General features: G+C 72.3%; 18 protein-coding genes. 9 read left to right on the top strand and 9 right to left on the bottom strand.

Annotation, left to right across the window (positions count from 1 at the left end; translation table 11 throughout):
* Positions 1 to 16: 16 nt before the first annotated feature.
* Positions 17 to 2,743 (bottom strand): glycoside hydrolase family 2 protein, encoded by a 2,727-nt coding sequence (locus OG485_RS05105; RefSeq protein WP_328664809.1) that lies wholly within the window; start codon positions 2,741 to 2,743, stop codon positions 17 to 19.
* Positions 2,744 to 3,066: 323 nt separating this feature from the next.
* On the bottom strand, positions 3,067 to 4,266 hold the full coding sequence (locus tag OG485_RS05100) for an ROK family transcriptional regulator (protein ID WP_443048656.1): 1,200 nt from the start codon (positions 4,264 to 4,266) through the stop codon (positions 3,067 to 3,069).
* Between the two features lie 181 nt (positions 4,267 to 4,447).
* Between OG485_RS05100 and OG485_RS05095 the strand changes: the two genes are divergently transcribed.
* Positions 4,448 to 5,902 carry an APC family permease gene (locus tag OG485_RS05095; protein WP_328664808.1) on the top strand — a complete coding sequence of 485 codons (1,455 nt, stop codon included), beginning with the start codon at positions 4,448 to 4,450 and terminating at the stop codon, positions 5,900 to 5,902.
* 115 nt (positions 5,903 to 6,017) lie between these two features.
* On the opposite strand, the gene OG485_RS05090 is transcribed toward OG485_RS05095, so the two are convergent.
* The gene (locus OG485_RS05090; protein ID WP_328664807.1) at positions 6,018 to 6,584 is read right to left on the bottom strand and encodes a GNAT family N-acetyltransferase; all 567 of its coding nucleotides are present in this window, start codon (positions 6,582 to 6,584) and stop codon (positions 6,018 to 6,020) included.
* A 174-nt stretch (positions 6,585 to 6,758) separates the two neighbouring features.
* On the opposite strand from OG485_RS05090, the gene OG485_RS05085 reads away from it, so the two are divergent.
* The 5 genes from OG485_RS05085 (at position 6,759) to OG485_RS05065 (ending at position 12,655) form a co-directional block, all read left to right on the top strand.
* A complete protein-coding gene (locus tag OG485_RS05085) occupies positions 6,759 to 8,294 on the top strand; it encodes an AMP-binding protein (protein WP_328664806.1) in 1,536 nt (511 codons plus the stop codon).
* Between the two features lie 308 nt (positions 8,295 to 8,602).
* The gene (locus OG485_RS05080) at positions 8,603 to 9,859 is read left to right on the top strand and encodes an NAD(P)/FAD-dependent oxidoreductase (protein ID WP_328674238.1); all 1,257 of its coding nucleotides are present in this window, start codon (positions 8,603 to 8,605) and stop codon (positions 9,857 to 9,859) included.
* Positions 9,856 to 10,587: a DUF1365 domain-containing protein gene (locus tag OG485_RS05075; protein WP_328664805.1), complete on the top strand. Its 732-nt coding sequence runs from the start codon at positions 9,856 to 9,858 to the stop codon at positions 10,585 to 10,587. The genes OG485_RS05080 and OG485_RS05075 overlap by 4 nt, the downstream gene beginning before the upstream one ends.
* Positions 10,584 to 11,852 carry a cyclopropane-fatty-acyl-phospholipid synthase family protein gene (locus tag OG485_RS05070; RefSeq protein WP_328664804.1) on the top strand — a complete coding sequence of 423 codons (1,269 nt, stop codon included), beginning with the start codon at positions 10,584 to 10,586 and terminating at the stop codon, positions 11,850 to 11,852. Before OG485_RS05075 ends, OG485_RS05070 begins: the two co-directional genes overlap by 4 nt.
* Positions 11,849 to 12,655: a DUF1295 domain-containing protein gene (locus OG485_RS05065; RefSeq protein WP_328664803.1), complete on the top strand. Its 807-nt coding sequence runs from the start codon at positions 11,849 to 11,851 to the stop codon at positions 12,653 to 12,655. Before OG485_RS05070 ends, OG485_RS05065 begins: the two co-directional genes overlap by 4 nt.
* Before the next feature lie 56 nt (positions 12,656 to 12,711).
* Here OG485_RS05065 and OG485_RS05060 read toward each other — a convergent pair whose 3' ends face one another.
* From OG485_RS05060 to OG485_RS05050, 3 genes are all read right to left on the bottom strand, one after another.
* Positions 12,712 to 13,464, bottom strand: a complete 753-nt coding sequence (locus OG485_RS05060; RefSeq protein ID WP_328664802.1) for an anti-sigma factor — start codon at positions 13,462 to 13,464, stop codon at positions 12,712 to 12,714.
* Positions 13,461 to 14,045, bottom strand: coding sequence for a sigma-70 family RNA polymerase sigma factor (locus tag OG485_RS05055; RefSeq protein WP_328664801.1), 585 nt, complete (start codon positions 14,043 to 14,045; stop codon positions 13,461 to 13,463). The genes OG485_RS05060 and OG485_RS05055 overlap by 4 nt, the downstream gene beginning before the upstream one ends.
* Before the next feature lie 129 nt (positions 14,046 to 14,174).
* Positions 14,175 to 14,768 carry a sigma-70 family RNA polymerase sigma factor gene (locus tag OG485_RS05050; RefSeq protein ID WP_328664800.1) on the bottom strand — a complete coding sequence of 198 codons (594 nt, stop codon included), beginning with the start codon at positions 14,766 to 14,768 and terminating at the stop codon, positions 14,175 to 14,177.
* A gap of 113 nt (positions 14,769 to 14,881) precedes the next feature.
* On the opposite strand from OG485_RS05050, the gene OG485_RS05045 reads away from it, so the two are divergent.
* Positions 14,882 to 15,880 carry a MerR family transcriptional regulator gene (locus OG485_RS05045; RefSeq protein WP_328664799.1) on the top strand — a complete coding sequence of 333 codons (999 nt, stop codon included), beginning with the start codon at positions 14,882 to 14,884 and terminating at the stop codon, positions 15,878 to 15,880.
* A 65-nt stretch (positions 15,881 to 15,945) separates the two neighbouring features.
* Here the strand turns inward: OG485_RS05045 and OG485_RS05040 are convergent, their stop codons facing one another.
* The 3 genes from OG485_RS05040 to OG485_RS05030 all read right to left on the bottom strand — a co-directional run bounded on the left by OG485_RS05040 (position 15,946) and on the right by OG485_RS05030 (position 20,023).
* Complete coding sequence (locus tag OG485_RS05040; RefSeq protein ID WP_328664798.1) at positions 15,946 to 16,719, bottom strand: DUF4142 domain-containing protein; 774 nt, start codon at positions 16,717 to 16,719, stop codon at positions 15,946 to 15,948.
* 235 nt (positions 16,720 to 16,954) lie between these two features.
* Positions 16,955 to 18,328 (bottom strand): cryptochrome/photolyase family protein, encoded by a 1,374-nt coding sequence (locus OG485_RS05035; protein ID WP_328664797.1) that lies wholly within the window; start codon positions 18,326 to 18,328, stop codon positions 16,955 to 16,957.
* Between the two features lie 168 nt (positions 18,329 to 18,496).
* Positions 18,497 to 20,023 carry an SDR family oxidoreductase gene (locus OG485_RS05030; protein WP_328664796.1) on the bottom strand — a complete coding sequence of 509 codons (1,527 nt, stop codon included), beginning with the start codon at positions 20,021 to 20,023 and terminating at the stop codon, positions 18,497 to 18,499.
* 155 nt (positions 20,024 to 20,178) lie between these two features.
* Between OG485_RS05030 and OG485_RS05025 the strand changes: the two genes are divergently transcribed.
* Together OG485_RS05025 and OG485_RS05020 are read left to right on the top strand one after the other, a co-directional pair.
* Positions 20,179 to 20,700, top strand: a complete 522-nt coding sequence (locus OG485_RS05025) for a MarR family winged helix-turn-helix transcriptional regulator (protein WP_328664795.1) — start codon at positions 20,179 to 20,181, stop codon at positions 20,698 to 20,700.
* Positions 20,701 to 20,855: 155 nt separating this feature from the next.
* On the top strand, positions 20,856 to 22,997 hold the full coding sequence (locus OG485_RS05020; protein ID WP_328664794.1) for an MMPL family transporter: 2,142 nt from the start codon (positions 20,856 to 20,858) through the stop codon (positions 22,995 to 22,997).
* Positions 22,998 to 23,076 lie beyond the last annotated feature (79 nt).

Genomic DNA, 23,076 nt, shown 5'->3' with positions numbered 1-23,076 from the left:
CCGGGCCCGGACGGTTCTACCGGGCCCGGACCGTCCGCTCCTCCGTGTTCCACCCGGAGATCCGCACCGCGGGCCCGGCCCCGTGCAGTTCGGCCGTCCGGCAGGTCGCCGTCAGCGTCACCGACTCGCCCGGCCACAGGCTCACCTGGTTGTCGGACCACCGCACCGGCAGCACCGGCCTGCCCTTGCCGTCCACGAGATGCGCGTCGGTCAGGAGCGAGGGCGTCTTCCCGCTCCCGTCGTTGCGCAGGACGACCTTCGTCGTGGAGGTCCCGCCGGGACCCGAAGAGGTCGACACAGAGGCCGAAACCGGCACCCGGGCCATGGAGTTGAGCCCCTTGAGGTCCGCGTAGCTCGTCGTCGGCGTGTAGTACCAGTCGGTGTTCGCCCAGTCGATGGTGTCCGGCCGGGTCGACAGCCAGTAGACGTTGCGGCTGACCTCCCTGCCCCCGGCGTCGCGCAGCACCAGGCGCGCCAGATACGTCGTCGACAGACCCCTCACCGAGGACGGCACCGTGAGCGCGGTGCGGCGCGCCCCGTCACCCCGCAAGGTGACACCGGTCGCCGTCCTGTCGTACCGCTGTGTGCCGGCGGTGTCGAAGAGCGTGACCCGCGCCGTGAGGCCGGACACAGACGCGTGCCGGTTGTTCACGACGACGACGGACCGGTCGTCGTACGAGTACTGGATGTGCAGGGGCTCATTGGCCTTCTTCGCCCCGAAGTAGGCCCCGCCCTGGTCGAGGTAACGGTCCATCAACTGCCAGTGCAGCGACGTCCATCCGCTGTTGAGCATCCAGTGGACGACCCCGGTCGAGGGCTTCGAGGAGTCGGTGGCATTGCGCCCGTACGCCTCGAATTGCGCCCGTACGTTCTCGTACTGGGCGAGCTGCGCCTTGCGCACGTAGTCGGTGAGACCCGTCGGCGCGCCGTAGCGGCCGGCCAGGGCGGCATCGTAGATCTTGAGGGTGTCGAAGACCGGGGACGGTGAGCGGTGGTACTGCCTGACGTCCGGGTTCTTCCAGAGGGTGTCCAGTTCGGCGGGCGACATCATGCGGCGGAGGGTGTCGAGGGTGGGGATGTCGGGGCCCGCGCCGGTCTCGGAGTTGAAGCCGGTGGCGCCGCCCTCGCGCTTGGCGTACCAGTAGCCCGGCGGGATCCAATCGTAGGGCCCGGTCATCTTCATGCCCGAACTGCCGGACACCGGGGAGGATTTGTCGGACGCCGCAGCGACCACCGGGGTCGGCCAGTCGGCCGCCTTCAGCGCGTCGAGGTAGGTCTTCTCGATCCTGGCGTCCGGCGCGAAGTCGCTGCCGATGAGGAAGGAGATGACGCTCGGGTGGTCGCGCAGCCGGGCGGCCTCGGCGGCCATCGACGCCTTGGCGACCGGGTAGTCGGCGGCGGTCCACTTGTCGCCGGTCTCCGTGCCGTTGACCTGTCCCTCCCACTTGTCGCAGCACTCCCAGCCGGGCAGGGTGAGAATGCCGTAGCGGTCGGCGAGGTCGAAGAACTCGTCCGCCTCGATGTGGCCTTCGAGGCGGATGGTGTTGAGGCCCAGATCGCGCACATACCTCAGCCGGTCCTCGACGTACTCCCGGTCCCAGCGCAGGAACTCGTCCGGGGACCAGCCGCCGCCCTTGATGAGCAGCCTGCGGCCGTTCACGCTGTACTGCCGGGCGCCGTCGGCATTCAGGGGCGCCTTCACGTCGCGGACGCCGAAGTCCTCGTGTGCGGTGTCGGAGGCGGCACCGGCGACGGAGACGGTCAGATCGAGGCCGTACAGCGGCTGCCCGCCCATGTCGGCGGGCCACCACACCCTCGGTGACGTCAGGTGCAGCCCGGGGGCGTCGGACGGCGAGAAGGCGACCGCCTTCGTCTGGTGGGCCGCGAGCGGGACGGTCTTCGAGAACGACACCGGGCCGATGCGGCCGGACACCGTGGCCGTGACGGCCGAGCCGGTCTCGTTGCGGGCCCGCGCCTTGACCGTGAGGTCCGCGGACCTGAGCGAGGACACGTCCAGGCGGGTCAGCACATGCGCGTCGCGCAGCGCGACCGGGCCGCCGCGGCGGACAAGGACGTCCCGGACGATGCCCATGTTCTGGTCGGGCGGCGGCTGCAGCCAGTCGATCCAGCCCATGGTCAGGTTCTTGTTCGGATCGTTGGGCCGGATGCGGAAGGCGACCGTGTTGGTGCCCGCGCGCACCAGCGAGGTGATGTCCAGCTCGTGGTGCGTGTAGGCGCCGGCCACCTCGGCGGCGTCGGCGACCCGGCGGCCGTTGACGTAGACGTCTGCCGCCGAGATCACCCCGCTGAAGTCCAGATAGCTGCGCTCGGAGGTGTCGGTGACCGTGAAGTCCGAGCGGTACCACCAGGGCACGGTGAAGTCGGCCTTCGGGACCTTCCGCAGGTTCGTCGAGTAGAACGGATCCGCGTACGTCCCGTTCGCGAGCAGCGCCGCGAGGACCGTGGAACGGGAGCCGGCCGGGTACCAGCCGCTCACCCCGTAGCCGGGGCTGGAGACGGCGGACGCCGGGTCGAGGACCTTGGCGCTGGACTGGATCGCGTACCCGGACAACGCCGTGGCGCTGCCCGGCGCGGAGGCCACCGGTGTGACGCGGACGTGCGGCACGGCGGTCGCTCCGATGTCGGGCCCGTCGGCCCAGGCGCTCGCGGAGAGGGTGCACAGCAGGCTCAGGGCGACGGCGGCCGTGGCGAGGCGCCGCCGGGAGGCAGGGCGGTGGAACACGGTGATCTCCTTGGGAGGTGGGGGAGCATCCGCGCTTCGGCACTGCAAGTTAGGAAACTTTACTAACTAGGTCCACAAGCTAGGCCGGTGAGTAAGCCATGTCAATCACCGGCCCCGTCGATCACAGCGGGGCGGGCCTTCCTCACTCGCCTCCTGGCCCCCGCTTCGCACCACCCACGCCAGCCGTGCCGACCGCCCGTGCCAGCCGTTTCGACCGCCTGTGCCAGCCGTGCCGCCCGTGCCAGCCGTGCCGCCCGTGTCGGCCGCGTCGACCGTGCCGGACGCGCGAGTTGTGCCGGGCGGCGGCGGGCGCCGCCCCCGGTTCAGGATGCCGACCTGCGCTCGAACACCACATCGCGCGCGGTCCCCAGCGCCGTGGCCACCGCGCCGAGCAGCACCGCGTCCTCGCCCAGACGGCCGGGTGCGATCCTCGGGCGCAGGGGTGTGAGGGCGCGCAGGGTCTCACGGACCGGCTTCAGCAGCAGATCGACGCTGTGGCCGACGCCGCCGCCCAGAACCACCAGGTCGGGATCGAGCACCGCCGTCGCGGCCGCCACCGTGTGCGCGATCCGTTCGCCCTCCAGCCGGACCGCCTCGACCGCGGGCTTGTGGCCTTCCCGGGCGGCGTCGAAGACGGCCTTCGCGGTGAGCTGCCCGGTCATGCCGAAGTGCCGGGCGGCTTCGACGACCGCCTCGCCGGACACCGCGTCCTCCAGGGTCTCGGGCTTGTGTTGGCCGGGCCACGGCAGGAAGCCGATCTCACCGGCTCCGCCGTGCGCCCCCGTGAACAGCCGTCCCTCGCTGACGACACCCATGCCGAGGCCGGTGCCGATCATGATGTACGCGAACAGCCGACTGCCGGCGCCGACCCCGTACGTGTACTCGCCGAGTGCCGCGAGGTTCGCGTCGTTGTGCACCTCCAGCGGGATGCCGAGTTCCTCCCGCATCCGGTCGAACAGGCCCGCCCGCCCCCACCCGGGCAGATGCATCGCGTACCGCACCCGGCGCTGCTTCTCGTCGTACACGCCCGGCGTGCCCACCACCGCGTGGGCCACCTCGTGTGCGCCGACACCGGAGTTGGCGACGACCTGGTGGGCGGTGGAGACCACCAGGTCGGCCATCGCCCCGGAGGTACGGGCACGGTTGCGCACGTCGGCGCGCGCGACCACCGCGCCGTCGAGATCGGCGACCGCGACGCGCAGCCAGCTGCGGCCGATGTCTATGCCGAGCGCGTACCCGGCCGCGGGGTCGGGGGCGTACAGGACGGCGATCCGGCCGCGCTCGGGAGCCCGCGTTCCGACCTCGTGGACGAGTCCCGCCTCCTCCAGCGCGGCGAGCGCGCTGGAGACCGTCGGCTTGGACAGGCCCGTCTCGCGGGCGAGTTGCGCGCGCGAGGCGGCACCGTCGTTGCGCAGCCGGTCGAGGAGCAGTCGCTCGTTGGTGCTGCGCAGCCGCTGGCGGTTCCAGGGCTGTTCGGGCTGCTCTGCGGTGTCGTCGGCGGGCATCGGACCATTCTCACTCATTCATGACACCCTCTTGACGTGCTTAGTAAGGCTCCTTAACTTTATCGCCCAGTCAGCTTCGCCGGGCGAGCCAAGGGGAGTCCAGCGCCGACCGGTCACCCGCCGCCCTTGATCCGTCGGCCGCCATCGACGCCGGCCGTCACCTCGTACCTCTCCCCGCGTCCTGTCCTGAGGAGGACCCGTGTCCGGTACCCCGCCACCCGTCGGCGGTTTCGTCCGCCGTATCGGCCTGTTCCAGGCCACCGCCATCAACATGAGCCAGATGTGCGGCATCGGGCCGTTCGTGACGATCCCGCTGATGGTCGCCGCGTTCGGCGGCCCGCAAGCGGTCATCGGCTTCATCGCCGGCGCTCTGCTGGCGCTCGCCGACGGGCTCATCTGGGCCGAGCTCGGCGCCGCCATGCCCGGTTCCGGCGGCAGCTACGTCTATCTGCGCCAGGCCTTCCAGTACCGCACCGGGCGCCTGATGCCGTTCCTGTTCGTGTGGACGGCGATGCTCTTCATCCCGCTGATCATGTCCACGGGCGTGGTCGGCTTCGTGCAGTACCTGGGCTATCTGGCCCCTGACATGGGCAAGACCACCGGCGACCTCGTCGGACTCGGCATGGTCGCCCTCGTCGTCCTCCTGCTGTGGCGGGGGATCGAGCACATCGCGCGGATCACCGCTGTCATGTGGGCCGTGATGATTACCTCAGTCCTCCTGGTGATCGTCGCCGCCGCCACCGACTTCAGCGCCGACCTCGCCTTCACCTACCCGGCGCACGCCTTCGAACTGTCGGGCAGCCACTTCTGGATCGGCTTCGCGGCAGGCCTGACCATCGGCATCTACGACTACCTCGGCTACAACACCACCGCGTACATGGGCGCCGAGATCAAGGACCCCGGCCGCGTCCTGCCCCGCTCCATCATCTTCTCGATCCTCGGCATCATGGTGATCTACCTGCTGCTCCAGATCGGCACACTCGGCGTCATCGACTGGCACCGGATGAAGGACCCCGGTGACATCGCCTCCACCTCGGTGGCCTCGGCGGTCATGGAGGAGACCTGGGGCAAGGGCGCCGCCGACACCGTCACCGTCCTCATCCTGATCACCGCGTTCGCCTCGGTCTTCACCGGACTGCTCGGCGGCTCGCGGGTGCCCTACGACGCCGCCCGCGAGCGCGTCTTCTTCCGCCCGTACGCCAAGCTGCACCCCAAGCACCGCTTCCCGATGCTGGGTCTGGCCACGATGGGCGTCATCACGGCGATCGGCTTCCTGATCGGCCGCCACACCGACCTCGCCACCCTCATCCAGCTGCTGACCACGGTCATGGTGATCGTCCAGGCGCTGGCCCAGGTCGTCGCCCTGTCGGTGCTGCGCAAACGGCAGCCGGGCCTGCGCCGCCCGTACAAGATGTGGCTCTACCCGGTGCCGAGTTTCCTGGCCCTCGCCGGCTGGCTCACCATCTACGGCTACGCGGACAAGAACTCCCCAGGCCGCCACCCCATCGAGTGGTCGCTGGCCTGGCTCGCCCTCGGCCTCGTCGCCTTCGTCGTCTGGGCGCGCCTGGACAAGGTGTGGCCGTTCGGCCCGAAGGAGGTCACCGAGGAGTACCTGACGGCGCCGGCTCCGGAGACGGAACCCGCCGGGGCGTGACCGCCCGGGGCGCCCCCGGACGCACGATGTCCGGGGGCGCCCACCTGAATCCGACGGCCTGGGCGGATCTGGGCCCTCGGACCCTCCGGCAGCCTGTCGCCGCCGGTCACGGAGCTCAGCCGTGGCCGTCGTCGGCCGGCTGGCTCCAGGTCCGAAGGACAACGTCCCGGCCCTTCGCCGTACGGACCACGGGTTCGTCACCGGCGAGAACGAAACCCGTCGCCTTGGCCACCGCCTCGCTCGCGGTGTTCCCGTCCTCGATGCACAGCACGACGCGCCGGCCGCCGACGCGACGGTGGGCGAAGTCCACGGCGAGCCGGACCGCGCGGGTCGCGAGCCCCCGGCCCCGGTAGGCGGCCCCCACGCCGTAGGCCAGCTCGACGTCACGGTCGTCGGCCGTGCCGGGGAACAGCAGGATCTCCCCCTGGGGCCGCGCACCGTCCGTGGTGATGGCGAGCTGCACCCCCCGCCTCTCGGCGGTCTTCTGCTCGGCCGCCGCGAGGTAGGCGAGCGCCGCCTGGGTGTCGAAGGGCGAGACGACCGGTGTCCACCGGTCGATCTCGGGATCGTCGTAGAGCGCGACGAGATCCGCGACGTCGTCGTCGGACCACTCGCGCAGATGCAGCCCCAGCCCGCCGATGCGCAGGGGCCGGGGCAAGTCGAACGTCGGTCGGCTGTCCATCGGACGATCGTGACGTGCCGGGCGGGCGAAGGCCAAGGACGCGAGGACGCGTACATGGGTCCGGATCCGGACAGCGCGGCCGGTGCCCTTCGCGGACCCTTCGTGTGTTGTCCGGATGCGCGGGGGCGGGGCCAGGATAGAAAGGGGACATCATCCGATCGTCGGGAGGCCGTGATGCTCGTCCCTTTCGGGGCACTTGATTTCCTGGACCGCGCCGTCACCGTGTACGGCGACCGCGTCGGAGTCGTCGACGAACCCGACCAGCCGGCCGAGGCCTGGGAAGGGCTGACCTACCGGCGCGTCGGTGAGCTGGCCCGGGCCCAGGCCGCCGGGCTCGACGCGCTGGGCGTCCCGCACGGCGCGCGCGTGGCCGTCGTCTCGCCCAACAGCGCCCGGCTGCTCACCTCCTTCTTCGGCGTCAGCGGCCACGGCCGGGTCCTCGTACCGGTCAACTTCCGTCTGACGGCCGACGAGGTGAGCTACATCGTCGAGCACTCGGGCGCGAGCGTCCTGCTCGTCGACCCCGAACTGGCCGACCGCTTCGCCGGGGTCGGCTGCAAGCACCGCTTCACGCTCGGTCCCGCCGCGGACGCCGAGCTGTACCGCTTCGACACCGAACCCCGGCCCTGGGAGGCGGACGAGAACGCCACCGCGACGATCAACTACACCAGCGGCACGACGGCCCGGCCCAAAGGCGTACAGATCACGCACCGCAACATCTGGGTCAACGCCACGACCTTCGCCCTGCACGCCGGGGTCACCGACCGTGATGTGTACCTGCACACCCTGCCCATGTTCCACGCGAACGGATGGGGGATGCCCTTCGCGATGGCGGGCCTCGGCGTCCGGCAGATCGCGCTGCGCAAGGTCGACGGGGCGGAGATCCTGCGCCGGGTCGCCGAGCACGGCGTGACGGTGATGTGCGCGGCCCCGGCCGTCGTCAACGCGGTGCTGGCCGCCGCCGAGTCGTGGGAGGGCGAGATCCCCGGCCGCGACCGGGTCCGTATCATCGTCGCCGGAGCGCCGCCGCCCACCAGGACCGTCGCACGGGTCGAGTCCCTGCTGGGCTGGGAGTTCATCCAGATCTACGGCCTCACCGAGACCTCACCCCTGCTCACCGTCAACCGCACCCGCGCCGAATGGGACGGCCTCGACCCGCAGGACCGCGCCGAGAAACTGGTACGCGCCGGCGCCCCCGCGCTGGGCGTGACCCTGCGCACCGCCGCCGACGGCGAGATCCTCGCGCGCTCCAACGTCGTGCTGGAGGGCTACTGGGAGCAGCCCGCGGAGACCGAACGGGCGCTGGCGGAGGGCTGGTTCCACACCGGCGACGGCGGATCCATCGGCGAGGACGGCTATCTGACGATCAGTGACCGCAAGAAGGACGTGATCATCACGGGCGGTGAGAACGTGTCCTCGATCGAGGTGGAGGACGCGCTCTTCAGCCACCCGGCGGTGGCCGAGGTCGCGGTCATCGGGGTGCCGCACGAGAAGTGGGGCGAGACCGTCAAGGCCCTGGTGGTCCTCGCTCCGGACGCGGAGGCCACGGAGAGCGAGCTGATCCAGTACTGCAAGGAGCGCCTCGCCGGCTACAAGGCACCGACCTCGGTCGAGTTCCGGGACGTCCTGGCCCGGACGGCCACCGGCAAACTCCAGAAGTACAAGCTGCGCGAGCCGTACTGGGAAGGACACGAACGGCACGTCAACTGACCGTCGCTCCCGGTGACGGCGTGCCCTGCGGCTAGGGCGGCCCCCGCGCCCCGGCGGCCCGGTGGCCGGGCGTGACGCAACGGTCGCCTTCGGTGATCGGCCACCGGGCGGTCCAGCCCTCCTCCGCCCGGCGCGGAGGAAGATCGGGCCCCGGCCCATCCGTTCGGCCCTCTGCTTCGGAATACCTCCGAGAGCTCCGATCCCCCGATCAGGAGCAGCGCGGGAGGAATCCGATGAGAACGAGGCACGGGCCGGCAGGCGCTCCGGACGGCGGCGCCGGGCACACCGGGCAGGGACGGCCGGGAGCACTGCGGCGTACGGCCGTGATCGGCGGGGGAGTGGCCGGGCTCACCGCCGCGTACGTGCTGAGCCGTGAGCGGCCCGTGGCCCTCTACGAAGCGGACGACCGGCTCGGCGGACACGCCCACACCCACGACCTGACCTCGTCCGACGGACGCCTGCACCGCGTCGACTCGGGCTTCATCGTGCACAACCGCCGCACCTACCCGCACCTGCTGCGGCTGTTCGCCGAACTCGGCGTCGCCACGCAGGAGTCCGAGATGAGCATGTCGGTGCGGTGCGAGGGATGCGGACTCCAGTACGCGGGCGCCCGGGGCCCCGCCGGTCTGTTCGCCCGGCCGCGCAGCGCGCTGCACGGCCCCTACCTGCGGATGCTCGCCGAAGTCCCGGCATTCCACCGCGCCGCCCGCCGGCTGCTGGCCGAGGACGGCGAAGACGCCCTCACGCTCGGTGAGTTCATCGCCCGGCAGCGCTTCTCGCCCTATTTCACGCGGCACTTCATGACCCCGCTCGTCTCCGCCGTCTGGTCCTGCGACGCGGCCACGGCCCGCCGCTACCCGGCCGCCTACCTGTTCCGCTTCATGGACCACCACGGCATGCTCTCGGTGGGCGGCTCGCCCGCCTGGCGCACGGTCACCGGAGGCTCCCGCTCCTACGTCGACCGACTGGCCAAGGAACTCGACGCGGTGCACACCTCCACCCCGGTCCGGGCCGTGCGCCGTCACGCCGACGGAGTGGACATCACCACCGAGGACGGCACCACCGCCTCGTACGGCTCCGTCGTCATCGCCGTGCATCCCGGCCAGGCCCTGCGGCTGCTCGCCGACCCCACCCGCCTGGAACGCGAGGTGCTCGGGACGTTCCGCCACTCGCGCAACACCACCCTCCTCCACACCGACACGACGCTGCTGCCGAGCGCCCGCCGGGCACGCGCCTCCTGGAACTACCTGATGCCCGACTGCCGCACCGACGCCGACCGGGTCCGGGTCAGCTACGACATGAACCGGCTCCAGCGGCTGGACGCGCCCGAGACCTACGTCGTCACCCTCGGCGGCGAGGACCGGATCGACCCGGCACGGATCCTGGCCCGCATGGAGTACGAACACCCCGTCTACACACCCGAGTCCGTCGCCGCCCAGCGCCGACTGCCCGCCCTGAACAGCCCGGTGACCGCGTACGCCGGCGCCTACCACGGCTGGGGCTTCCACGAGGACGGCTGCCGCTCCGGCGTCGAGGCGGCAAAGGCACTGGGGGTGACCTGGTGACCGGCGTCCCCGCCCTCTATCCCTGCACGGTCGCGCACGTACGGACCCGTCCCACCCGGTACGCGCTCCGCCACCGGACGTACATGTGGCTGACCGACCCCGACCATCCGCCCGAACTTCCCTACCTCTTGCGTCCGTTGGCCCGCTTCGATCCGCGTGACCACTTCGACGGCGACCAGCCGAGCATCCGGGCGGGCCTGGACCGCTTCCTCGCCTCGCACGGCGTCGACCTGCACGGCGGACCGGTGCGGATGCTCGCCCACGCCCGGGTCCTCGGCCACGTCTTCAACCCGCTGACCCTGTACTGGTGCCACGACCCCGACGGCACCGCGCGCTGTGTCGTCGCCGAGGTGCACAACACCTACGGCGAACGGCACGCGTATCTGCTGCGCCCCGACGTCGGCGGCATCGCGCGGACCCGCAAGGAGTTCTACGTGTCGCCGTTCTTCCCCGTCGACGGCGCCTACCGCATGCGGCTGCCCGAGCCCGGCAGCCGGCTCGATCTGACGGTACGTCTGGAACGCGCGGGCACACGGCCCTTCACCGCCACCGTACGCGGGACGCGACGGGCGGCGACGGCCGGCGCGCTGCTGCGTCAGGCGCTGCGCCACCCGTGGTCCACCCTCGCCGTGTCCGCCGCCATCCGGCTCCACGGCATCCGCCTCTACCTGCGGGGACTGCCCGTTCAGCCCCGCACCCCACGACGAGATCAGGAGAGCGTGACATGACGACAGCCGAGTCCTGTCCCGTCGGGACACCCCGACGGGACACCGACCCGCTCCGCTGGCCGGACGTCGTGGCCCGGCCGCCGTCGTCACGGGCCCGCACGGCCGTCACCCGCGCGGTGGTGCGCCGGGCGCTCGAACGACTGCCGCTGCGGGCGCGGTTCGCCGACGGAACCCGCGCCGGCCTCGGCGGCCCGGTCATCGACATCCACGACCCCGCCGCTTTCCACCGCCGCATCGGCGCCCACGGCCTCGTCGGCTTCGGCGAGTCCTACATGGCCCGGGAGTGGGACGCGCCGGACCTGGTCGCCGCGCTCACCGTGCTCGCCGGCAACGCGGCCGGGCTGGTCCCGGCCCCGCTCCAGAGACTGCGGGCGCTCTGGGCGACGCGCCGGCCGGACGTCCACCGCAACACCCCCGCGGGAGCCCGCCACAACATCAGCCGCCACTACGACCTGTCCAACGACCTGTTCGCGCTCTTCCTCGACGACACCCTCAGCTATTCGTCGGCGCTCTTCCGCGGCTTCCCCGCCTCCTGGGCGCTGCTGCCCGCCGCCCAGCACCGCAAGATCGACCGGCTGCTGGACCTGGCCGACGTGGGACCGGGCACACGGCTCCTCGAAATCGGCACCGGCTGGGGCGAGCTGGCGATCCGCGCCGCCGCCCGCGGCGCCCGGGTCACCTCGCTCACCCTCTCCCGGGAACAGCAGGCACTGGCCCGTGAACGGGTGCGCGAGGCGGGACTCGACGACCGCGTGCGCATCGAGCTGTGCGACTACCGCGAGGCCACCGGGACCTACGACGCCGTGGTCAGCGTCGAGATGATCGAAGCCGTGGGGGAGGAGTTCTGGCCGGCCTACTTCACCACCCTCGACGCCCGGCTCTGCCCCGGCGGCCGCGCCGCCCTCCAGGCGATCACCATGCCGCACGACCGCATGCTCGCCTCCCGCGACACCTTCACCTGGATCCAGAAGTACGTCTTCCCCGGCGGGCTGCTGCCCTCCGTCGAGGTGGTCGAAGAGGTGACCCGCGCCCACACCGGCCTGCGCACCACGCGCAGGGACGCCTTCGGGGAGCACTACGCGGAGACCCTGCGGCTGTGGCGCGAGCGGTTCACCGAGCGGGCCGACGAGGTCGCGGCGCTCGGCTTCGACGAGACCTTCCGCCGGATGTGGACCTTCTATCTCGCGTACTCCGAAGCCGGGTTCCGCTCCGGCTATCTGGACGTCCAGCAGTACCTGTTCACGAAGGAGGACCCCACGCCATGAGCGGTTTCCCCTGGGGAGCGTTCGCCCAGAACCTGGCGCTCGCGGCCGGCGCGGCGTTCGCCGTCATGCTCGCCACCTTCGCCGTCGCCGTACGCGGGGGCGTGCACCGGATCGTGGACGTCGCCTGGGGGATGGCCTTCACCGCGGTGGCCCTCGTCACCTTCCTGGCGTCCGCCGGTGAGGGCGACGAGGCCCGCCGCGTGCTCGTCACCGTCCTCACCTCGGTGTGGGGACTGCGGCTGGCGGCGCACATCGCGCGGCGCGGCCGGGGACACGGCGAGGACCCGCGCTACGAAGCCCTGCTGGCCAAGGCGCCCGGCAGCCGTGACCTCTACGCCCTGCGCATGGTGTACCTCCTGCAAGGAGCACTGGTGTGGCTGGTGTCGCTGCCCGTCCAGGCCGCGCAGTACATTCCGGGGCCGCTGACGGGCTTCGCCTGGGCAGGCACCGCCCTGTGGGCTCTCGGGCTGTTCTTCGAGGCCGTCGGCGACGCCCAGCTGGCCCGCTTCAAGGCCGATCCGGCCCACCGCGGCCGCGTCATGGACCGCGGCCTGTGGAGCTGGACCCGCCACCCCAACTACTTCGGCGACTTCTGCGTCTGGTGGGGCCTGTTCCTGCTCGCGTGCGACAGCCCGCAGGCGGCCGCCGTGGCCCTGGTGTCGCCGCTGGTGATGAGCTACCTCCTGATCAACGGCAGCGGAAAGCCGATGCTGGAGCGCCACATGGCGCGGCGCCCGGGTTTCGCCGAGTACGCGGCACGCACCAGCGGCTTCTTCCCGCTCCCACCGAGACCGCGCCGCTGACCGGCTCCGACGGAGCCGAGTGTTCGTCCCCTCCCCCCAACGGAGGGGACGAACACTCAGACGGGGAGGCCCAGCAGGGCCACGGGCGCGGACGTCGGCCTCGGGGAACCACCGGCGGGCTCCACGGTGATCCCCATGCCGGACGCACCGTCGAGGGAACCCTCCAGGAGGACGGCCTCGGCTGTACGGCCCGGGTCCATCAGCCCGGCGGACCGCATGGTGCCCCCGTCGTCGAACCACAGCTGGTACACCTTGCCGCCCGGCGGCTTCGCCATCTTCGAGGAGATGAACACCGCCCGGTCCCGGCTCCGGGACACGACCACCGTGCCGCTCGCCCCGCCCGTCAGCTTCGCCGTACGTGACCTGGCGTCGGGGGCGGTGAGGACCGCGGTCACCTGGTCAGCACGCCGTTCGGCCTGCCGGGCTTGCTCCTGGGCGTCCTGGGCGCGCTCGTGCTGCCACACCGCCGTACCGCCGAGCGAGGCGGCCGCGGCCAGAGCCGCGGCCAGAGCCCATCGCCCGGTCCGGCGCCGGCGGATGCGGGGGGCCCGGGGAGCCGTGAGGGGAAGGGCGCGCGGCGGCTCCTGGCGGACCGTGGTGATCCGCCGCATCACCCGGTCCTTGAGGGCCGGGCCCGGCGAAGCCGTGACGGCCAGGCCCAGCCGCGCCGCGGTGGCACTGAGCTCACGGACCTCCCGCGTGCAATCGGCGCAGTCCGCGGCGTGCCGCTCGAAACGCTCGCGTTCGTCGTCGGCGAGCGCGTGCAGCGCGTACGCGCCGGTCAGGGTGTGCAGATCCACCGGGGTCACGCCGTGACCCCCAGACAGTCGCGCAGCCGGATCAGACCGTCGCGCAGCCGGGTCTTGACCGTGCCGAGGGGAGTCGCCAGCAGCTCCGCCACCTCCCGGTAGGTCAGCCCGCGGTAGTAGGCCAGGGTCACCGACTCGCGCTGGAGCTCCGTCAGCGTGCGCAGACAGCGCCGTACCTGCTCACGTTCCAGGCGCGCCTCGACCTGTTCGGTCACCTCGTCGAAGGCGGGCGTCCGGTCGAGGAGCGCGGCCCTTCGTTCCCGCGCGGCCGAGGCCTCGACCGAGCGCACCCGGTCCACGGCCCGCTGATGGGTGAGGGTCAGGACCCAGTTCATCACCGACCCCCGCTCGGGGCGGTAGCGGGTGGCGGTCCGCCACACCTCGACGAGCACCTCCTGCGCGACCTCCTCCGACTGCGCCGGGTCGCGCAGCACCTTGCGCACGATGCCGAGGACGGGGCCCGCCACCACGTCGTAGAGCGAGGCGAACGCGTCCTGGTCACCGCGGGCGACCCGGGTCATGAGATCCGGCAGGTCCGGCTCCGCGGACGGGTTGCGCCCGATCTCCACGGCTTCCTTCACGGTGTGGTCCTCCGAGGCGCGACGACGGTTCGGATGTGATCCGGAGCTGGTGGGACGGTGGATTGGCCGGCGGGCCGGAAAGTGCCGGGGGCCCCTTTGCGGTCAGACCGGTCAGACCGGTCAGACCTGTCAGACCTCGGCCAGCGGGCGCAGACAGTCACGGAGCTGGTGCATACCGCGCCGGGAGTGGCTCTTGACGGTGCCCAGCGGCCAGCCGGTGCGCCGGGCGATCTGGGTCTGCGTGAGGTCCTCGTAGAACGCGAGGTGCAGGACCCGGCGCTGCGGGGTCGGGAGCTTGGCCAGTTCGTGCCGGACGACGACACGGTCGAGCGCGGCCTCGGGCCGGGACCTGGTGTCGTCGGCGAGGACCAGAAGGGCGCCGGCCGCGCCCACCAGCTCGGTGCGCCTGGTCCGCGCGGACAGGGCGTCGGCGATCTTGCGCCGGGTGATGCCGACGAGCCACGCGGCCACCGGGCCGCGTTCGGGCCGGTAACCGCGAGCGCCCCGCCATACGGCGAGGAACACCTGCTGGGTGACGTCCTCCGCCTCGCGCGCGTCGCCCAGCGAACGCCGGGCCAGGGCGTGGACGAGGGGAGCCCAGCGCCGGTACGCGGTGGCCATGGACGCCTCGTCCCCGTCGACGATGCCACGGGCCAGGTCCGCGTCCGTGAGCGCGTCCCCCGACTCGGCGGTCAGGTGCTCGGCGGTCGGATCTGCGCGCATGGCCACGACTCCTTGCTCCGGGAACTCCGTGTGTGGGGCCCCGTGGAACCGATTGTGGGAACCATGCGACAGAGGCGACAACTCGCATCGTTTCTGCGTCGTATAGTCGCCGTATGGGTGATGGCCGGTCGGATCAGGGTCGGGGACCGGGCACGGGATCCGCCGAAGCCGGTGTCACCACCGGCGCGCTGGCCCGCCGCCTGGGAGTGTCACCCACCACGCTGCGTTCCTGGGACCGCAGATACGGAATGGGCCCCGCGGTCCGTTCCGGCGGACGGCACCGCCGCTGGACGCCCCAGGACGTGGCGATGCTCGAGGAGATGTGCAGGCTGACCTCGGCCGGAGTGCCGGCCGCCGAGGCGGCCAGGGCGGCGAAGGGCCGGCCCGACCCGCTGACGCCCGAGGTCGGGAGCGCGGCCGACGGCCTGGAACACCCGTCACCGGCGGCCGGAGCGGAGCCCTTCGGGGACCCCAGACAGGAGTGCAAGGGGCTCGCGCGCGCCGCCGTACGCCTCGACGCGCCTTCCGTGGACGACCAGTTGACCTCGCTCGTCGAGCGGCACGGCGTGGTCGTCGGCTGGGAGGAGGTGATGGTGCCGACCCTGCACGCGGTGGGCCGCAAATGGGAGTCCGCCGGGGACCGCTACGTGGAGGTGGAGCACCTGCTGTCGTGGCAGATCTCCCGGGTGCTGCACCGCGCTTCGGGACCGGTGGTGGGGCCCCGATCGCCGGCGACCGGCGGTCCGATCGTGCTGGCCTGCGTCCCGGGCGAACAGCACTGCCTCCCGCTGGAGGCGTTGCACGCCGGGCTCGTCGAACAGGGCCTGCCCGCGCGGATGTTCGGCCCCGCCGTGCCCCCCGAGGCGCTGACCGCGGCGGTGCGCCGGCTCGGACCGGTCGCCGTCGTGCTGTGGTCGCAGACCCGTTCCACCGCCGACCGCCCGCTGGCCCGGCACATCGCGGCCACCGCCTGGGGAGTCAAGGGCGCCCGCAGCCATCCCGCCGTCCTGCTCGGCGGCCCCGGCTGGGCAGGACGCCAGGAACCGGGCATGCTCCGGCCGCCGGGGCTGAGGGAGGCGCTCACCACGCTGGTGAGCCTGGCCGAGGGCTGAGCCGGAAGGCGGCCGCCCTCACGAACTTCCGTTCGGGCCGCCGCCGTTCACCCCACCCGCGTGGTTCAGCCCACCGTCGGCGTCGGCGAGGGCAGCGAGGCACCTGCCGCGGGCAGCGACGCCCCGCCCGAGGGCAGCGCCGCACCACCACCGGCCGGCGGCGTCAGGACGACCTCCGGCTCGCCGGGCTGCGGCGCGGGAGGCGTCAGATTGACCGCGGGCACCTTCGGGATGGTGGTCTCCTGGATGATCACCTGGTCGAAGTCGACCAGGCCGGTCTTCTCCATCACGGTGATGTGGTCCAGCACGGTGTCGTTGGCCTGGTCGGCGAGCTGCCGTACGAGGGAGTTCTCCGTCGAGGCGCGGATCTTCGCCACGGTCGAGAAGATCTGTCCGTGGGTGATGCGCAGGATGTTGGCGAAGTCGGTGTTGAACTTCGAGCCGGAGTCCGCGCTCAGCGTCGCCACGAAGCCCTGCTGCTGCGGGGACGGCTTGTTGGGCAGCGTGATGCCGAGTTCCTTGGCGACCTTGCGGCTCGTGGCGTCGAGCCCGGCATGCCCCGCGATCAGGTGCTCCCCCGCCGTGCGGACCTCCGGGGTGGTCCCCTTCTGCAGGGCCAGCTGCCCGACCGGGTACTCCCACAGCCCCGCCGCGCGCACCTTGACGACGAAGTCGCGGTCGGCCTCGGTCAACGGCCCCGAGGACGGATTGGCGACGATGCGGACCGGGGCGGCGGACGTGGTCTGGATCCCCAGCATGGCCGGATAGGCGAGCGCGGCCAGGGTCAGCGTCAACGCACCGGTCACGAAGAGGGTTCCCACGTTCCGTGTAATGCGCATTGAGCAGCCTCCTGGGGCGGGTACGGCGGTTCCGGAGCCGTTCGCTCCGGGATGGCCGCGCGATGGATCCGGTGCGCACGGATCCGGTACGAGTGGTTCGGACGACCACCAGTACGGCGGCGCACCGCTGAGGAATCTCTACAACAGGTAAAATCCTCGGCAGTTTATATTCGACTCGGATCGTTCTTGCACGCGGCCGCGGTGTTGTTGTCGGTCCAGGCCCCGGGCGTTGTTGTCAGTCCAGGCCCCGGGCCTTCTTGAACCGGGCCAGCCCCTCGGACAGGTCGACGATCGGGTCCGGGTAGTCGCGGGCCGCCCGGTCCAGGCTCTGGACCTTCCACGGCTCGTGCACCGCGCGCCCCGCGATTCCGGCCAACTCGGGCACCCATCGCCGGACATATGCCCCTTCCGGGTCGTAACGCCTCGCCTGGGTCAGCGGGTTCAGGACACGGTTGGGCCGGCTGTCCGTGCCCGTTCCCGCCATCCACTGCCAGTTGAGCTGGTTGTCGGCGACATCGCCGTCCACCAGCAGGTCCAGGAAGTGCCGGGCCCCGACCCGCCAGTCCACGTACAGCGTCTTGGCCAGGAAGCTCGCGGTGAGCAGGCGCCCCCGGTTGTGCATCCAGCCCTCGTGGCGCAACTGCCGCATCGCGGCGTCCACCATTGGATAGCCGGTCCGCCCCTCCCGCCAGGCCTCGATGTCCTCCTGTGCCTCGGCCCCCGAGCGCCAACGGTCGTGCCGGGGACGGTAGTCGGCGGCGGACGCGTCCGGCCTGGCCGCCAGCACCTGGTGATGGAAGTCCCGCCAGGCGAGCTGTCGTACGAACGCCTCGGCGCCCGGACCGCCCACGCCGCGCGCCCGGTGGACCAGTTCGACCGCCGACAGCGTGCCGAAGTGCAGATGGGGGGAGAGCCGGGAGGTCGCGTCGCCGGGCAGGTCGTCGTGGCGGTCCTCGTACGCCCCGATCCCGTCGCGCAGCCAGGCCGTCAGCCGTTTCCTGGCCTCAGTCTCGCCGCCCCGGGCCAGCCCCGCGGACACCGCGGACACGTCCGGGCGTGAGGGGACCGCCTCAGAACCGACGCCGTCCGGCACCCGGACGGCCCGGGGAGCCGCGACCGGGTCCCGCAACGGCTGCCGCGCCCACCGGCGGTGGTACGGCGTGAAGACGGCGAAGTGGTCGGAGGCCGCCGGGGTCACCGCACCGGGAGGGAGCGCGGTGACCACCGCCTCGTGGACGTGGAGACGGCGTCCCTGCGACTCCAGCGCGGCGCGCAGCCGCTCCTCCCTGCGGTGCGCGTAGGCGCTGACCCCCGCCGCGATGTGCACCGCGTCGGCATCGGCCTCGGCGGCCGCCTTCGCCACCTCGGCCGCCACGTCGCCGGAGCGCACCACCAGACGACCGCCGCGGTCGCGGAGCCCGGCGTCCAGATCCGCAAGACAGTCGGCGAGGAACGCCATCCGGTTGGGGGTGGTGAACCCGGCGTCGGCGACGGCCTCGTCGCGGACGAAGAGCGGCACCACCGCGTCCGAACCGTCGAGGGCGGCCCGCAGCGGCGGGTGGTCGTGCAGCCGCAGGTCGGAGGTGAACAGGACGATCGAGACGGTCATGGGGCGGGCTCCGGGGGAGGTGCTGAGAGGGGTGCGGCGTCGGTCTGCTTCGGTCCGGGAAAGTCCCGCGGATGCGGTTCGTACAGTTCGCGCGGTACGGACACGGACGCGGTTCGGGAGTCGGCGGGTGGGCATGGACACGTTCGGTGGGTGTGCGTGGGTGCGGTGTCAGCGGGTGGGCGCGGGTGCCGTCGCGGCGGCGGGAGTGCTCTCGGCGGCCAGCGCGATGTTGCGGGCCATGCCGCCGAACACCACGGCGTGGAACGGCGACACGCTCCACCAGTACAGGTGCCCGAGCAGCCCGTGCGGATGGAACAGGGCCCGCTGCCCGTAGCGTGTGCGCCCGTCGTCCGTCACATCGGCGTACATCTCCAGCCACGCGAGCCCCGGCAGCCTCATCTCGGCCCGCAGCCGCAGCAGCCGCCCCGGCTCGATCTCCTCCACCCGCCAGAAGTCGAGGGAGTCGCCCACCCGCAGCCGGCTGGCGTCACGGCGGCCGCGCCGCAGGCCCACTCCGCCCACCAGCCGGTCCATCCAGCCGCGCACCGCCCAGGCCAGCGGGAAGGAGTACCAGCCGTTGTCGCCGCCGATGCCCTCGATCACCCGCCACAGATTCCCGGGCGACGCGTCCACCGTCAGTTCGCGCTTGTCCGTGTAGAGGCTGCCGCCCGCCCAGTCCGGGTCGGTGGGCAGGGGGTCGCTGGCCGTGCCGGGATACGACGCCGACGACCAGCGGGTGGTCACCTGGGCGTCGCGCACCCGCTGGAGTGCCAGGGCGACCGCCGCGTCGAAGCCGATCGGCCGTCCCGGAGGATCGGGAACGTACCGGACGATGTCGTGCTCGCGGCACACGACCTCATGGCGCAGCGACTCGGTGAGCGGGCGGGCGATCGACGCGGGCACCGGGGTGACCAGGCCGACCCAGTGACTGGACAGCCGGGGCGTGAGGACCGGCACCGGGAAGATGAGCCTGCGCGGCAGTCCGGCGACGGCCGCGTACCGGCGCATCATCTCCAGGTACGTGAGGACGTCGGGGCCGCCGATGTCGAAGGCGCGGTTCACCTCCGCGGGCATCCCGGCGCTGCCGACCAGGGTGCGCAGCACATCGCGTACGCCCATGGGCTGGATCCGGGTGTGCACCCAGCTCGGTGTCACCATCACCGGCAGCCGCTCGGTGAGATAGCGCAGCATCTCGAAGGAGGCCGAGCCGGAGCCGATGATCACCGCGGCGCGCAGCACGGTGGTCGGTACGCCCGACTCCAGCAGGATGCGTCCCACCTCGGCCCGCGACCTCAGGTGCGGTGACAGTTCCCCGGCCGGTACGCCCGCGGGGGTGAGGCCGCCCAGGTAGACGATGCGCCGCACACCCGCCGCACGGGCCTGTTCGCCGAAGATCCGGGCCGCCCTGCGGTCCGTGTCCTCGAAGTCGTGGCCCGTGCCGAGTGCGTGCACGAGGTAGTAGGCGACCTCGCATCCGCGCAGCGCGTCGGCGACCGAGGCGGCGTCCGTCACATCGCCGCGCACCACCTCCGCCTCGCCCGCCCAGGGGTAGTCGCGCAGCTTGGCGGGTGTGCGGGCCAGGCAGCGCACCCGGTACCCCTCGGCCAGCAGTTCGGGGACCAGCCGTCCGCCGATGTAGCCGGTGGCACCGGTCACCAGACACCTCGGGCCGGTGCCGGTCTCGTCGTCGCTCATGGGTCCTCCGTCGGTCGCCGTCCTGGCCCCCTCGGGGACCGCCTCCTCCCTGATCCCTTCCACCCCGGTACCGCCCGCGGATGCGCCGGACGGGGCGGCCTCCGGGTGCCGGACGCCCGGACGGGGGAGTGCCGGGACTTCTATAGGCTGATCACGTGGCCAGACGAGACGACCGTGACGACCGGACGGATGATCCGGACCCCGATGCGGGCCGGGAGCGGGATCAGGCCGCGGCGACGGATCTCCACGCCTTCGCGGTCGAGCTGCGCCGCCTGAACGGCGAGATCAACCGGCTGGTCCACGCCTTCGCCGGGGAACACGGTCTGCACGCCACGGACGTTCTGGCGCTCGCGGCGATCCTCGACGCGTCCGAGCCGCTCACCCCGGGCCGGCTGCGCGAGCACCTCGGGCTCACCTCGGGCGCGGTCACCGCGTGTCTGGACCGGCTCGAACGCGCGGGCCACATCCGGCGCGTCCGGGAGAGCCCCGACCGCAGGGTGGTCCACCTCCACTACGTTCCCGACGCCAGGTCGGCCGCGCGCGCCCACTTCCGGCCGCTCGCCGACGTCACGGCGAGCGTGCGGTCCGGGTTCAGCGAGGACGAGCTGTCCGTCGTCCTGCGCTTCCTGGCGACGATGAACGAGCGGCTCTCGGCCGTACGGTCTCCCGGCCGCTGAACCCGCCCGCCGCCCGGTGCATCCGGACGGCCGCCGGGGACGGAACTGCGGGCATGGTCTACGATCTGGCCGCGAGATATCTCAATGATTGAGATTGTCATTCATCGAGATACTTGCCGCTCATCGAATCACCTGCCGGCGCAACCTGGAGAACGATGTCCCTCACCCCGCGACGAGCCCTGTGGCTGATCCCCGTCGTCCTGCTCGTCGCCTGGCTCGGCATCGGAGGCACCCTCGGCCCCTACGCCGGCCGGCTCGGCGAGGTCTCCACCAACGACCAGGCCGCCTTCCTGCCGCGCAGCGCCGAGTCCACGAGGGTGGTGGCCCAGCAGCGTGCGTTCCAGCAGGCCGGGACGCTGCCCGCGATCGTCGTGTGGACCATGGACGGCGACGCTTCCACGGCCGGTGCCCGGCAGTCCGCCGCCACCCGCGCGCTCGCCTCCCTCGCCGGCACCCCCGGCGTGGTCGGCCGGCCGTCACCCGCCCTGCCGTCACAGGACGGCAAGGCACTGGAAGGCGTCGTCCAGCTCAGGCCCGACCTCGGCAAGCGGCTTCCCGACGCCGTAGACCGCATTCGTACCGCCGCCGCGGCCGTCCCCGGTACGACCACGTGGATCGCCGGGCCCGCCGCCAGCCAGGCCGACCTCGGCGACGCCTTCGCCGGAATCGACGGACTGCTCCTCGGGGTGGCCCTGGCGGCCGTCCTCGTGATCCTGCTGCTCGTCTACCGCAGTGCGCTGCTCCCGTTCCTCATCATCCTCGGATCGGTGTTCGCGCTGGGCCTGGCCTGCGCCGTCGTCTACGTCCTCGCCGACCACGGCGCCGTACGCGTCGACGGCCAGGTGCAGGGCATCCTCTCGATCCTCGTGATCGGCGCCGCCACCGATTACGCCCTTCTGCTGAGTGCCCGTTTCCGGGAGGAACTCGCCCTGAGCGCCGACCGGTTCACGGCGGTCCGGGCGGCACTGCGGCAGTCCTGGGGCGCGATCGTCGCGAGCGCGGGAACCGTCGCCCTCGGACTGCTGGCGCTGCTGCTCAGCGATCTGACGAACAACCGCTCGCTCGGTCCCGTGGGAGCCATCGGCGTGGCCTGCGCCGGCCTGAGCTCGCTCACCTTCCTGCCCGCCGTCCTGGTGCTCCTCGGCCGCGCCGCCTACTGGCCGGCCAGGCCCCGCCCGGCGGGCGGGGTGAGCACCGGCGGCGGCATCTGGAACCGGGTCGCGGCACTGGTCGACCGCGCGCCGCGCAAGGTCTGGGCGATGGCCCTGGCCGGCCTCCTCGCCTGCGCGGCCTTCGCGCCCACCCTGACCGCGAAAGGCATCCCGCTCGCCGAGATCTTCGTCAACGACGCACCGTCGGTCGCCGCGCAGGAGACCCTCGGGCGGCACTTCCCGGGCGGCTCCGGCAACCCCGCCGTGATCATCGCGAACGCCGACCGCGTCGCGCGGGTCACGTCCGCCGCGCGCGCCACGGACGGTGTCGCGTCGGCCGCCGCGGTGACGGAGTCCGGGCGGCCCGGCGGGGGAGCGCCCCGGATCGTCGACGGCCGGGTCCGTGTCGACGTCACGCTGCGGTCCGCCGCGGACAGCGACGCGGCCAAGGCCACCGTCGCCCGGCTGCGCACGGCGGTGCACGCCGTACCGGGCGCCGACGCGCTCGTCGGGGGCTACGCGGCCCAGCAGTACGACACCCGGCAGACCGCCGAACGCGACCGCACGCTCATCGTGCCGGTGGTCCTCGCCATCATCCTGGTCATACTGACCGTCCTGCTCCGCTCGCTGCTCATGCCGGTGCTCCTGGTGGCCACGGTGGCGCTCAACTTCCTCGCCACGCTGGGCATCTCGTCGCTCGTGTTCCGGCACGGGTTCGGCTTCACGGGCACCGACGCGTCCGTGCCGCTGTACGGCTTCGTGTTCCTGGTGGCCCTCGGCGTCGACTACAACATCTTCCTGATGTCCCGGGTCCGGGAGGAGTCGCTGCGTCACGGGGTACGCGCGGGCGTGCTGCGCGGACTCGTCGCCACCGGCGGGGTGATCACCTCGGCGGGTGTGGTGCTGGCCGCGACCTTCGCCGCCCTCGGGGTGATCCCGCTGGCGTTCCTGGTGCAGATCGCCTTCATCGTCGCCTTCGGCGTCCTGCTCGACACCCTGGTCGTCCGTTCCCTGCTGGTGCCGGCCCTGGTCCGCGACATCGGCCGCCGGGCGTGGTGGCCGGGGGCGCTCAGCCGCGAGGCCGGAGCCGACCCCGAGCCGGCGTCCGCGCCCGGGGCCCGAGGGGACGAGCGCGTCGAGGTGTGAGAGCCCTGTCGGAGTGGGCCCGTCCGGCGGGACGGGCCCACTCCGACAGGACGCACGACGGCCCGCCGTGTGGTTCGCG

Source organism: Streptomyces sp. NBC_00328 (assembly GCF_036139655.1).
In the GTDB taxonomy this organism is placed as follows: domain Bacteria; phylum Actinomycetota; class Actinomycetes; order Streptomycetales; family Streptomycetaceae; genus Streptomyces.
The sequence above is the reverse complement of the archived record's forward strand: the minus strand, read 5'-3'. Positions and strand labels throughout refer to the sequence as shown.

Bases quoted from the DNA above. Each gene is read 5' to 3' on its own strand.
- OG485_RS05050 (WP_328664800.1), bottom strand. From the start codon at position 14,768: ATGCGCGCAGATCCGACCGCCGAGCACCTGACCGCCGAGTCGGGGGAC.
- OG485_RS05065 (WP_328664803.1), top strand. From the start codon at position 11,849: ATGAGCGGTTTCCCCTGGGGAGCGTTCGCCCAGAACCTGGCGCTCGCG.
- OG485_RS05040 (WP_328664798.1), bottom strand. From the start codon at position 16,719: ATGCGCATTACACGGAACGTGGGAACCCTCTTCGTGACCGGTGCGTTG.
- OG485_RS05030 (WP_328664796.1), bottom strand. From the start codon at position 20,023: ATGAGCGACGACGAGACCGGCACCGGCCCGAGGTGTCTGGTGACCGGT.
- OG485_RS05020 (WP_328664794.1), top strand. From the start codon at position 20,856: ATGTCCCTCACCCCGCGACGAGCCCTGTGGCTGATCCCCGTCGTCCTG.
- OG485_RS05100 (WP_443048656.1), bottom strand. From the start codon at position 4,266: ATGAGTGAGAATGGTCCGATGCCCGCCGACGACACCGCAGAGCAGCCC.
- OG485_RS05090 (WP_328664807.1), bottom strand. From the start codon at position 6,584: ATGGACAGCCGACCGACGTTCGACTTGCCCCGGCCCCTGCGCATCGGC.
- OG485_RS05045 (WP_328664799.1), top strand. From the start codon at position 14,882: ATGGGTGATGGCCGGTCGGATCAGGGTCGGGGACCGGGCACGGGATCC.
- OG485_RS05070 (WP_328664804.1), top strand. From the start codon at position 10,584: ATGACGACAGCCGAGTCCTGTCCCGTCGGGACACCCCGACGGGACACC.
- OG485_RS05035 (WP_328664797.1), bottom strand. From the start codon at position 18,328: ATGACCGTCTCGATCGTCCTGTTCACCTCCGACCTGCGGCTGCACGAC.
- OG485_RS05085 (WP_328664806.1), top strand. From the start codon at position 6,759: ATGCTCGTCCCTTTCGGGGCACTTGATTTCCTGGACCGCGCCGTCACC.